Here is an 11,260-nt window from a genome sequence, read left to right as displayed (position 1 = left end):
CGACACTCATGTCGTATAATATTTTTACAGACACATATGTCGGAAAAGAGGTTCTTTATGAATAAACGAGGACAAACAACCCGAAAACTAATCAAAGAAAAGTCTTACCAGCTTTTTGCCGAAAAAGGATTTAAGGAAGTGACCATGAAGGATATCTGCATGGCTGCCGGATTGAGCAGAGGCGGATTATACTGTCATTATAACGGGACGAGACAGATTTTTAAAGAAATCATAGATGATCTGATGAATATGCAGGACGAAGAATTCGCCTCAAAGATGGAACTTCAGCAGTCTGCCATACAGATTCTGGATGATGTCCTGTCACGGTATGAGACTGAGATGAAAGACAGCAGCGCTTCCTTAAGTGTTGCAATCTTCGAATATTTCAGCCTGGATGACAACTTTTCTGATGAAAATGCGATTGCCGCCCAGTATCAGTTATCCGTTCAAATGTGGCATAGATTCATACAATATGGAATTGACAGAGGTGAGTTTCAGCCTGTGGATATTCAGGCCGTGATCGACCTCATTATTTTTTCCTATCAGGGGGTACGCCTGTACAGCGAACTGATGCCGATCGGGCCAGAACTTCCTGCACGTATCACCAGACAGATTCGCCAAATTTTAGTAAAGACCGAAACGGAGGTATCATAATGTCTACCATTTTCACTCATTTTAACAATGAAAGTAAAGCGTTCCTCGAACCTATGGATACTACAGAATCAATACCAGATTTTCCCAAGCTCTGCGTCACTACATTTTCAGAAAATATCATTCAGAAATTTGCAGAAATGCCGGGAGTCAAAACGATTGCTGCTTTGTACTCTGCAAATGGTATTCTTCCAGTCTACGAGATCAATTATATGGGAAACAGGATTGCCTTCTTCCTCTCCCGGGTCGGCGCTCCTGCGTGTGTTGCGGGTCTGGAAGAAATCATCGCTATGGGAGCCAAAAAGCTCGTCATGTTCGGATCTGCCGGGATACTGAATGAGACTGCCGCACAGGGAAAGATCATCCTGCCAACTGCCGCCGTCCGAGACGAAGGAACAAGCTATCACTATTATCCTGCAAGTGATGAGATTCATATGGATGAGCATTCTATCAACACAATGGAAGCATGTCTTTTAAAGCATCATATTCCTTATGTTATAGGAAAAACGTGGACTACCGATGCAGTCTACAGAGAAACGCCAAAAATAATTGAGGCACGAAAGCAACAGGGATGTATTTCCGTAGAAATGGAGTGTTCCGCTTCACTTGCAGTTACAAAATTTCGCCAGATTCCGTTCGCCCAATTCCTTTATGGAGCTGACAGCCTTGCCGGGGAAAACTGGGAACCGAATGACTTGACTGAGTACGGGCTGAGTGCGGCCGATAAATATATGATGCTTGCTTTTGAATGTGTGATTTGTTTATAAATTTAATCAAAGAGCAAAGAACCTAAAAAACACTGGCAACAAGCGCTGATACTTCTACTTGTCTCCAGTGTTTTTACAGGATATTATCCCTATTTACAAATATTTTTCCATTTTTACAGAAGTTCTGCTCGTAATTCCTCAGCACTCTTCATAGAAAGCATTCCCGGTGCGATATCAAATACGCTTCTCGCCCCTGTCTCGCCCTTCTTAGACAGTCTGTAAGCAGCTCTTGCATAGCATGCCAGAACACTTGCCGTAAATTCTGGATTGGAATCTAATTTCAGAGAATACTCAATCACATGCTTATTCCCATCGTGTCCTGTCTCGCCACTTCTAATTACAAAACCTCCATGAGGCATCTTACTGTGGTTTGCCTTCAATTCTTCCTCCGTAATAAATGTCACGGTTGTATCATAATCTGAGAAATAGTTCGGCATATTCTTGATTGTCTCTTCGATTTCTTTTAAATCTGCCCCTTCTTCTGCCACTACATAGCATTCTCTCAAATGCTTGTCTCTGGTCGTCAGCTTCGGTCCGCATCCGCTTCTTACCTTCTCCACGGCTTCTTCTACCGGCACAGTATACTGAATTGCGTTCTTCACGCCTTTCACGCGGCGGATTGCATCGGAATGTCCCTGGCTGACACCCTTGCCCCAGAATGTATACGTATCTCCCTGTACAAGGACGGATTCCGCATAGATTCTATTCAGAGAAAACAGTCCCGGATCCCAGCCTACCGAAATGATACCAATATTGCCGCCCTCTTTAGCCGCTTGATCCATATTAGCAAAATACTCTGGAATCTTAGCATGGGTATCGAAGCTGTCAATCGTATTAAAGTTCTTCACGATCTCAGGTCCGATAACCGGCAGGTCTGTTGCAGAACCACCACACAGGATCATGACATCAATCTCATCCTTCATGCTCAGCATATCGTCTGTATGTATGACCGGTACACCTGCTGTCATAATCTTTACAGTCTCTGGCGCACGTCTTGTAAATACAGCCTTTAGTTCCATATCTTCGTTGCGTTCCACAGCAAGCTCTACGCCGCGTCCGATGTTTCCGTATCCTACAATTCCAATTCTGATTTTATCCATCGTGTATCCTTCCTTCCATATATTCATATTACATGTTACAGATTGGTTTTTAAACCGTTTCTAAGTATACCATAACAGAAGGAGATGCACAATTTAAAAGTGAAAGGGAATTAAAATTTCACACATATAATATCCCCTATTCTACATCACTCTCTTTCAACTTCAATATGATCTTTTCCACATCCTCCAATGGTTTCTCCAACGCATCAGCTATTTCTGAAGGTGACTTGCCTTTTGCAAGCTTCTTTTTAATTAGCTCCTCAAAAGTCTCTTGCCGACCACGTTCTTTTCCAAGCTCTGTGCCTTTTTCCAATCCCTCTGTATACGCCTCCTCACGCTGTACCTCAATGTCCAGATCATAATCATATTCAGCTATCAGCATATTGATCACCTCGCTGCCTTTCTTCTCCAGATAATCCGCCAATATTCCCTGGCGGATACATGTCTCAACTGCATGTTTGTAAGCATCTGAATCGCTCATTTTCTGAAACTTCCGCACCATATCTACAAACTGCCCATATTCTTTCAGTACAGGGCATTTATCAAGCAATTCATGATTTTCCGCCGGATTAATATTAATCACCTTCACAGTCAATTCCAGCATAGGTTCATCGTCCTGCACTTTATACGCTTCCGAAAGTTTCAAGACCTTTTCCCTTGCCCAATGTTCCTGCCCATTGTAAAAGGTGTAAAATTCCGGCTTTGGCAGATAAGTCTGCTTCTTCTTATAACGCTCTCGTATAGGCACCAACTGTTCATACGCTCTTCCAATATACATCAGACTGCGAAGAGGCATATTTTCATTAATCGTAGACTGATGCTCACCGAATACCATAATCTTTCCGCCCACCCCAAAAGAAATATCATTCTTAAAATTCATATACAAAACATCATCTATACGGATCTTTTGTATCTTAGTCCCTTTTGGCAACGGCTCCTTATGCAGCGCATTATACAATGCAATGTCATTCTCTTCTGCCGACTCATCCTCAAAGAATAAGTCCACAAACATGCTATTCTTGTACCCTTTGTTTTCTTTTACAGCCATAGGCATCCTCCTTCGTATGGTTCCGATCCAAGGAGTGTCCTTGCCTGCTTCTTATATAAAAAGTATAAAGAAATCAACCAATTTAATCAAGCCCCACTCAATAAAACCGGAACATATTTTGTTGTTAGTTATAAATTGATTACTGGTAAATCGGGGGGAATCTCCCCATCAGATGATTCATAAATCAAATGACAATTTGCCTTTCATGGATAGAATTTCCACGAGTGATTTCACTATATCATACAGTCTTCTTGATTTCAATACTGCTTTCAGCATGAGTGAACAACTTATTATTTTCTTTTGTCACTTTCATGTCACTTTCCCCATGTATTATGATATCATCATACAAGAAAGGAGCTACATTTATTATGGAAATTTTACGCTGCACAGAGCTTACCAAAACATATGGCAGTGGTTCAAATACCGTGACCGCCCTGGATCATATCAGCCTTTCTCTTGAACGAGGAAGCTTTACTGCGGTCATAGGCGCATCCGGTTCTGGAAAATCAACACTTTTACACATGCTGGGAGGTGTAGACCGTCCCACCAGCGGCAATATTTTTATTGAGGATACAGATATCTCTACACTCAATCAGGAACAGCTGGCTATTTTCCGACGCAGGAAGGTCGGACTTGTCTATCAGTTCTACAACCTGATTCCTACCCTGAATGTAAGGAAAAACATCCTGCTGCCTATCCTTCTGGACAACCAGAAGCCCGACGAGGATCGTTTCAACCATCTGGTCAGCACCTTGGGACTGACAGACCGACTGACGCATCTCCCCAGTGAATTGTCCGGCGGGCAACAGCAGCGAGTGGCAATTGCAAGGAGCCTCATTTACCACCCTGCCATCTTACTGGCCGATGAGCCTACAGGTAACTTGGACCGGAAGAATTCGGAAGAGACGATCGAGCTTTTAAAGCTTTCTAACCGCCAATACGGGCAGACGATCCTGCTGATTACACACGATGAGAAGACAGCTTTGAGAGCGGACCGCATCATTACCCTGGAAGATGGAAAAATCCTGCATGATGAGGTGGTGTCCTAATGAAGATATTACGAGAATATGTATGGGATTCACTGAGACGCAATAAAAGAACCAGCCTCGCCATCATGACCGCTTTATTCCTCATGACCACGCTGATGTCATGCTTTTGCGGCTTTGTCTACACTATGTGGACCGATGCCATCGCACTCTCCGTCAATGAGAACGGAAACTGGCATGGAGAACTTTTTGATACGACTAAAGGCAGTGATCTGGAGCAGGTCAAGAATTATGCGTCAGTATCCGCAGTCATGATCAAGGGAAACTGGGAAGTCGCAAAACTAAGTGATACCGGCAAAAGGAATTATCTGCTATCCCGCGGTGCGAATGCCGAATATTGGGATTCCATGCCGGAGAAAAAACTGGTGACCGATGGACGGCTGCCGGAAAATGAAAATGAATTGGCTGTCTCCAAACAATATTTTGACGACCACCCAGATATCTCTTTAGGTGATGAGCTCACACTTCCTGTCGGCCAGCGTATCTATCAGGGACAGGTCTGCAAAGAAACAGATGTATTCCATGAGAATGAAGATTTCCGTCAAACAGGAACCAAGACCTACCGCCTGGTAGGCATTATGGATGTTACCACTTCATCCTCTGTTCCTGCTTATACAGCAATGAGTTTTCTGGACGAAAAGAAGATCAAGCCAGAGGATGAGCTCACCGTTTACCTGCGTTTTAATTCCATTCGAAGTACCTATAAGGAACTGCCTGCCCTGGCAGAATCCATTGGCTATGAGAAAGACGAATATGGAAAATACCTGCTCAGATATAATGTGGATCTGCTTACCAAATATGCCGTTCTTCCGCCTGAACAGATTACCAGTATTGACAACCTGGCAATTCTTTCCGTGCCTCTTATGTTTCTCATACTGGCTGTCCTTTTGATTTCTGTATTTGTCATAGTTATCCATAACGCATTTGCCCTCTCAGCAAATGAAAAGCTGGCCCAGCTCGGGACATTGGCAGGAATCGGTGCTTCTCCAAAACAGATCAAGGCCGCGGTGTCTTCTGAGGCTCTGATACTTTTACTGCCTCCACTGCCGCTCGGTCTTTTTTGTGGCTGGCTCCTGGATGCGAAGCTGTTCGACCTGATCAATGCGAATAATGATATCGGAAGGAGTGCTCCAGATATTGTGATGTCCTTCGGGCTGCCCGCCGTCCTGCCGGCCATCCTGCTATCCGCCATCACAGCCTGGCTTTCTGCAAGGATTCCTGCAAAAAAGGTGGCAAAGATGATGCCCGTAGAGGCGTTGAGACATACCGAAACCTTAAAAGGGAAGAAAATCAGACGCAGCCGGATATCCGGCCGATTCGGCATCAGCGGCGAACTGGCCTCCAATGCACTCACGGCCCGCAGAAAATCTTACCGTACCGCCACGATTTCCCTTTGTCTTTCCTTCGTGCTGCTCACCGGATTTTTGTACATCACGACTGCACAGGAGGCTGCCAGTGAGGTCTATCGGGCGCAGAACAATCAAAAAGGACATATCTTACTATCTATCAGTGATGGCAGAGAGCCGGAACAAAAGGCACTCGATGAAATGAAGGAAGTCCCAGGCATAGCAAGCTATGTATTTTATGACAAGATGCCTTGCGCCACCTGGATTACAGCCGACCAGGCATCCGATGATATTGAGACCTATCTGGGCGGTTTTGACCAGATTGTTTCAGAAAAGAAATATACCCCGATTGAGCGGGACGGAAAATACCGTATCTACAGCGTCCTTATCGGTCTGGAACGAGAAAGCTTCCTTGAATACTGCAGCAAAATAGGCATTGATCCAGAACCATACTTAAGCGATCCTTCTCAAGCCCTGTTTTATAATAAAACTGCGGACCCACATGCCAGCACAAGGCGTAAGAATGTATACCGGGATATTTTAAAGCTTGAGAAAGGACAGGTGGTCCCCTTCACAGAACAGGCATATGATGAGGATACCGGAAACTTTCAATTCGACCTGACTGTAGGAGACATTGTAGAAGAACTGCCCTTACCGGTGCTAAATGAGCTGCCGCGTTTTACGCTGACGGCAATCATGCCTATGGATCATGTCATGAACCTGGCCGCATCCTGCAGTGATAAGAGACGAATGAATGCTTCCACAGTGCTTGGCAGGTTCATGACCAGCGCAGCCGACGAAGTATCCTATCCGAAGATCGAGACGTCTTCCGAAGATTTAAAGCAGATCCTGGACCACTACTATGGCAGCGGAGATTACATGATCACAAATATTGCAGAAGAGGAAGAAATGCGAAAGGAAACTAACAGCGTCATGAGCACGGTCGTTGGCTTTCTGACCGGACTGCTGGCACTGATCGGAATCTCGAATATCTGGGCAAGCATTTCCGGCAATCTGCGTCAGAGGAGCAGAGAGTTCGCCATGCTCAAATCAACCGGGCTCTCCCCTAATCAACTCTGGCGGATGCTCTTTTTAGAGGGGCTGACCCTGGGATTAAAACCGCTGCTCTACAGCCTGCCGCTCCAGATTGCCATCCTGGCAGCCTTTTTATCCATTAACGAGATTACCCTGGCAGAATACCTGCCTTTTGCACCATTCAAGATCTTGGTCGGATATACGGCATTGGTCCTTCTGACCATTATAGGCGCTTATTTCGCGGGCGGCAGGAGGATCCAGAAACAGAATATCATCGAAGCGATCAAAGATGACACCCTTTAATACGCTTGTGGCCCAAAGCAGATCGTCTAAATCTGTTTCACAACAGCTTTCTTAAGAAAGCCTCCAATCCTAAAAAATGCTTCTTGAATGATAAAACGTTCAAGAAGCATATATTTTAATCCGAAATCTGGCATGTCCGCTCTCAGAATTTTCTGCCGTAATCTGTCCATTCTGTGCTTCCAGAATCAGTTTCGCCAGAGCCAAGCCGATTCCAGCGCTGTCCTTTGCTGCCTGCTCTCCCCTGTAGAACCTTTCAAACAGATGAGGAAGATCTTTTCTGGAAAATCCATTTCCACCATCCTCAATCACGAATTCCGTATATAATGGATTTTGACTGCAGGTAATTTTAATTTTCCCCTCATCCGGCGTGTGTTCCATACAATTTTTCAAAACATTCAGAAAAGCCTCTGTCGTCCATTGGATATCGGCTTTTATCCACAGCTCTTCTGTCTCTTCCATTTCCAATGTAATCGACCTTCTGTCAAGCTGCTCCCAAATAGGCTCGACGGCCCCCCAGATCAAATCTTCCAATGAGATTACCTCCCTTTGGAACTCAATGGTGTGAGAATCTAATTTTGCCAATGCCAAGAGCCCCTCCACAAGACTCTTCAGTCGTTCTACCTGGTGCTTGAGCCTGTCCAGATATTCCTGTTCCTCCCTCTTAGCCGGCTCCAACAGCTCTGTCATCAAAGACATGGATGTAAGCGGCGTCTTAAGCTGATGGGCAATATCCGCAATCCTCGCAGCTAAAAGCTCATGATCCTTCACAGCCTTTTCTTTCGTACAAGTGAGCTCTGCGACCGTCTTATATATCTCATCCTCTAAGTGGGAAAACGAGTCCTCATGGCGTGTGAGTACAGCCGCCTCCCCCCGGTCCACAGATTTTAAGTATTCCGTCAATTCCACAATGCGGCCTTCGTTGGAATCCTTTTCCTTCTTTCTCAACCAAAATAACATACAGCCGGCAGCTTCAAAAAGAATCAGAGTGATGGAAAAGGTAAAGGGAAGATATTCCCATATTTTACGGAATTCCCTATGTCCATACTTTTCCAGATACTGCATTCCTTTTTCCTCAAATCCCTTCTCCTTTCCATCATCATTCCCGAAGACACCTCTCGTTTTTTCTTCTCTTTTGGACTCGTCCAAACTTTTTAAAACCGCGGGAAATTGCTCCCCCTCCTGTAACGCCCCGACCAAACGCGCCGTTGTATGATACTCATGCATACATAAAAAAGCCGCCGATAAAATCCCTGCTGCCAGCCCGGGCATCAGCCAGAAAATACAGGAGATCAAAAATGACTTCATGCTCCCATTTTTCATACACATTCCTCCATCCGGTAGCCGATTCCACGTATTGTGACAATATATTTCGTATCAAGCAGCTTTTTCCGCAGCCGCTTTACCGTGACGGTCAGTGTATTGTCATTGACAAAATTGCCTTCCGCATCCCATAATTTCTCCAGGATCAGATTCCGTGGCAGGGTGCGTCCCTTATTTTCCATCATGACATAGAGAAGACGGTATTCCAATGCCGTTAGATCCACCGGACTGCCGTCCAGATAGGCCTGCATCTTCTCCGTATCAAGCTGGATATCCCCACAGGAAAGGAGTCCTTTTTTCTCTTCTGTATTCTGTTCCGACCCAATCCTGCGTAAGACCGCTGCGATTCTGGATTCCAAGACCGCAATGTGGAATGGTTTTGTTATATAATCATCGGCCCCCATGTCCAGCCCTCTGGTAATATCTTTTACATCATCTCTGACGGTCAGAAAGATGATTGGCATCTGGGAGCGTTCCTTTACCCAGCTACAGAATTCATACCCTGTCCCATCCGGCAGATTTAAATCCAGAAGGACTAATTGAAAGCTGTCCGTAAATACCCTTTTCGCCTCTTCTATCGTCGTACAAGATGTGCAGGCATACTCCTTTCGTTTCAGCGCTGCTTTGATTCCGAACGAGATGTTCTCATCATCTTCCACTAATAAAATCTGAATCATGATTCCCTCCTGAAAATATTGTATCCGGGAACAAATAAAGGTTCCCAGATCACAAAAAATTCCCCTGGAATCTATCTTATCCTATCCAGGGGAATTCTACAATCAAAAGCTGTACCATATCTTTTATTTTTCCAGAAGCTTATTTGCTTTCCATTTCCCACTTTTAATCCGCAGGAACGAAAAGACAGATCCGACGCCCCAGCCAATCGGGATGGACCACCAGATTGCACTAGCGCCGATAAAGTGTGCCAGAAGGTAGGCAATGAGCACACGCATGAACAGGTTGGACATAGAACTGAGCATGAATGCCCCCATATCTCCTGCTCCACGAAGCAGGCCGTTTCCAACAAATAAAAAGCCCATCAGGACATAAAATACCGAAACCGTCTTCATATATTTCAGTCCATATGCCATGGCGCTGCCTGCAGAGCCTGCATTCAGGAAAAGGCCCAGAAGATCCGGCCCGAACAGGAAGATAATGACTGTAATGACAACAGAAAAAATCAGGACCATCAAAAGGCTCGCTTTATATCCTTCTGTCACCCGTTCCTCTTTTCCTGCACCGATATTCTGCGCAGTGTAGCTGGACATCGCGTTGGAGAAGTTCATATTTGGCATCATCGCAAGTGTATCGATCTTTGTGGCTGCCGTATATCCTGCAACAAATACCTTCCCATAGGAATTGACCAGCCCCTGCATCAGCATCATGCTCAATGAGACAATGGACTGCTGGATCATAGAAGGAACTCCGATCTTCGCGATCCGCTTCACCGCCGCCATTTCAAAGAGTGCGGGCTTCACATCTGTGTAAGGTGGTTCATTTTCCATCTTTCTAATCCGTTTCATCAGAACAAAGAAAGAAATCACCGCACACATCCCCTGTGCGATCAGGGTCGCCCATGCTACTCCGGCGACTCCCATGTTGAAGCGGATGACGAATAATAGGTCCAGGCCAATATTGGTCAGCGCAGAAACCATCAAAAACTTCAGCGGCGTATTACTATCCCCAAGAGCATTGTAGATACCATTCAGTGTATTATATAGAAACAAAAACACTGCTCCGCCAAAATAAATCCGCAGATAAATCAAGGAGTCTGCCATAATATCCTGGTCTGTACCCAAAAGCTTTAAAAGCGGGGAAGAAATCAGTTCTCCCGCTGCCATAATCAGCAGTCCAATCACTCCCAGAGCAATCAAAGCCGTGAAAATCGTTGTCTTCATCTCTTTGATCTGTCCAGCACCGAATAATTGTGAAATCACGACGGTACATCCCATGGATAATCCTGCCGCAATCGCTACAGCAAGGAACACGACGGGAAAAGAAGAACCGACCGCCGCCAGAGCATCCTCCCCGACGAATTTTCCAACGACCATAGAGTCCACCATATTATAGAGCTGCTGGAACAGATTTCCCAGCACCATCGGCAGGGCAAAGAAGAACAACAGCTTCAAAGGCCTGCCTTCCGTTAGATTCTTAACCATTTTTCCTTCCCCCATTCTCTTTTTTAAATTCCAATACATTCTGAGAGATCCGTTCAATAAACGCGCGGTTCAGATTCCTTTCGTCCTCAGAGAAGCCGCGGTAACAAATATCGTTCCATGCTTGATAGATCTCACAGATCCGTCCGTAGGTCTCCTCCCCTTTTTCCGTCAATGAGACAAGCTTCTTACGGCGGTTCTGATCATCCGTATTTCTACACACCAGTCCCTTTTCCTCTAGCATAGAAACCGTCCTGGCAATGCGTCCCTTATCGAGGTCCAGACAGACGCCTAACTCCTCCTGACTGCAGCACCGGTCCTTTAACAGACAGATGAGACGCCCCTCCAAAGGGATCAGTCCGAACTGTTCTAACTCACTGCGTATGTAGGAAAGCTCACCACGCCTGATAATACTTACGTAATAATTTTTCATAAACGCTCCTTTGATAAATTGCATCCAAATTAACAACATCAAAAACGTAATATTT

The 11,260-nt window shown here is 45.2% G+C and carries 10 protein-coding genes; 4 read left to right on the top strand and 6 right to left on the bottom strand.

The genetic code is table 11. The features are described from left to right. The first annotated feature begins 57 nt into the window (after positions 1 to 57). Both HGO97_RS10220 and HGO97_RS10215 read left to right on the top strand, forming a co-directional pair. Positions 58 to 654 carry a TetR/AcrR family transcriptional regulator gene (locus tag HGO97_RS10220; RefSeq protein WP_216241218.1) on the top strand — a complete coding sequence of 199 codons (597 nt, stop codon included), beginning with the start codon at positions 58 to 60 and terminating at the stop codon, positions 652 to 654. A gap of 53 nt (positions 655 to 707) precedes the next feature. Continuing rightward, positions 708 to 1,418, top strand: coding sequence for a nucleoside phosphorylase (locus HGO97_RS10215; protein ID WP_330654231.1), 711 nt, complete (start codon positions 708 to 710; stop codon positions 1,416 to 1,418). 113 nt (positions 1,419 to 1,531) lie between these two features. Here HGO97_RS10215 and HGO97_RS10210 read toward each other — a convergent pair whose 3' ends face one another. Together HGO97_RS10210 and HGO97_RS10205 are read right to left on the bottom strand one after the other, a co-directional pair. After that, entirely contained in the window at positions 1,532 to 2,518 is a 987-nt protein-coding gene (locus HGO97_RS10210) for a diaminopimelate dehydrogenase (protein WP_168866836.1), read from the bottom strand. 136 nt (positions 2,519 to 2,654) lie between these two features. Beyond that, entirely contained in the window at positions 2,655 to 3,566 is a 912-nt protein-coding gene (locus tag HGO97_RS10205) for an RpnC/YadD family protein (RefSeq protein ID WP_216241214.1), read from the bottom strand. 368 nt (positions 3,567 to 3,934) lie between these two features. Between HGO97_RS10205 and HGO97_RS10200 the strand changes: the two genes are divergently transcribed. Both HGO97_RS10200 and HGO97_RS10195 read left to right on the top strand, forming a co-directional pair. After that, complete coding sequence (locus HGO97_RS10200; protein WP_216241212.1) at positions 3,935 to 4,615, top strand: ABC transporter ATP-binding protein; 681 nt, start codon at positions 3,935 to 3,937, stop codon at positions 4,613 to 4,615. Further along, positions 4,615 to 7,296 carry an ABC transporter permease gene (locus HGO97_RS10195; RefSeq protein WP_216241210.1) on the top strand — a complete coding sequence of 894 codons (2,682 nt, stop codon included), beginning with the start codon at positions 4,615 to 4,617 and terminating at the stop codon, positions 7,294 to 7,296. The genes HGO97_RS10200 and HGO97_RS10195 overlap by 1 nt, the downstream gene beginning before the upstream one ends. A 99-nt stretch (positions 7,297 to 7,395) precedes the next feature. Here the strand turns inward: HGO97_RS10195 and HGO97_RS10190 are convergent, their stop codons facing one another. From HGO97_RS10190 to HGO97_RS10175, 4 genes are all read right to left on the bottom strand, one after another. Beyond that, the gene (locus tag HGO97_RS10190; RefSeq protein ID WP_216241208.1) at positions 7,396 to 8,616 is read right to left on the bottom strand and encodes a sensor histidine kinase; all 1,221 of its coding nucleotides are present in this window, start codon (positions 8,614 to 8,616) and stop codon (positions 7,396 to 7,398) included. Further along, positions 8,613 to 9,293, bottom strand: a complete 681-nt coding sequence (locus HGO97_RS10185) for a response regulator transcription factor (protein ID WP_216241206.1) — start codon at positions 9,291 to 9,293, stop codon at positions 8,613 to 8,615. The genes HGO97_RS10190 and HGO97_RS10185 overlap by 4 nt, the downstream gene beginning before the upstream one ends. 123 nt (positions 9,294 to 9,416) lie before the next feature. Continuing rightward, entirely contained in the window at positions 9,417 to 10,775 is a 1,359-nt protein-coding gene (locus HGO97_RS10180; RefSeq protein ID WP_216241204.1) for an MATE family efflux transporter, read from the bottom strand. Then, entirely contained in the window at positions 10,768 to 11,205 is a 438-nt protein-coding gene (locus HGO97_RS10175) for a MarR family winged helix-turn-helix transcriptional regulator (RefSeq protein ID WP_216241202.1), read from the bottom strand. The genes HGO97_RS10180 and HGO97_RS10175 overlap by 8 nt, the downstream gene beginning before the upstream one ends. Positions 11,206 to 11,260: the final 55 nt, after the last annotated feature.

Source organism: Faecalicatena faecalis, assembly GCF_012524165.2.
Lineage (GTDB): Bacteria > Bacillota > Clostridia > Lachnospirales > Lachnospiraceae > Faecalicatena_A > Faecalicatena_A faecalis.
This window is presented reverse-complemented; position numbering and strand designations above follow the sequence as displayed.

What these genes read in the sequence shown, in the direction of transcription:
- HGO97_RS10220 (WP_216241218.1), top strand. Translation starts at nt 58, where the DNA reads ATGAATAAACGAGGACAAACAACCCGAAAACTAATCAAAGAAAAGTCT.
- HGO97_RS10185 (WP_216241206.1), bottom strand. Translation starts at nt 9,293, where the DNA reads ATGATTCAGATTTTATTAGTGGAAGATGATGAGAACATCTCGTTCGGA.
- HGO97_RS10190 (WP_216241208.1), bottom strand. Translation starts at nt 8,616, where the DNA reads ATGAAAAATGGGAGCATGAAGTCATTTTTGATCTCCTGTATTTTCTGG.
- HGO97_RS10180 (WP_216241204.1), bottom strand. Translation starts at nt 10,775, where the DNA reads ATGGTTAAGAATCTAACGGAAGGCAGGCCTTTGAAGCTGTTGTTCTTC.
- HGO97_RS10200 (WP_216241212.1), top strand. Translation starts at nt 3,935, where the DNA reads ATGGAAATTTTACGCTGCACAGAGCTTACCAAAACATATGGCAGTGGT.
- HGO97_RS10215 (WP_330654231.1), top strand. Translation starts at nt 708, where the DNA reads ATGGATACTACAGAATCAATACCAGATTTTCCCAAGCTCTGCGTCACT.
- HGO97_RS10195 (WP_216241210.1), top strand. Translation starts at nt 4,615, where the DNA reads ATGAAGATATTACGAGAATATGTATGGGATTCACTGAGACGCAATAAA.
- HGO97_RS10175 (WP_216241202.1), bottom strand. Translation starts at nt 11,205, where the DNA reads ATGAAAAATTATTACGTAAGTATTATCAGGCGTGGTGAGCTTTCCTAC.
- HGO97_RS10210 (WP_168866836.1), bottom strand. Translation starts at nt 2,518, where the DNA reads ATGGATAAAATCAGAATTGGAATTGTAGGATACGGAAACATCGGACGC.
- HGO97_RS10205 (WP_216241214.1), bottom strand. Translation starts at nt 3,566, where the DNA reads ATGGCTGTAAAAGAAAACAAAGGGTACAAGAATAGCATGTTTGTGGAC.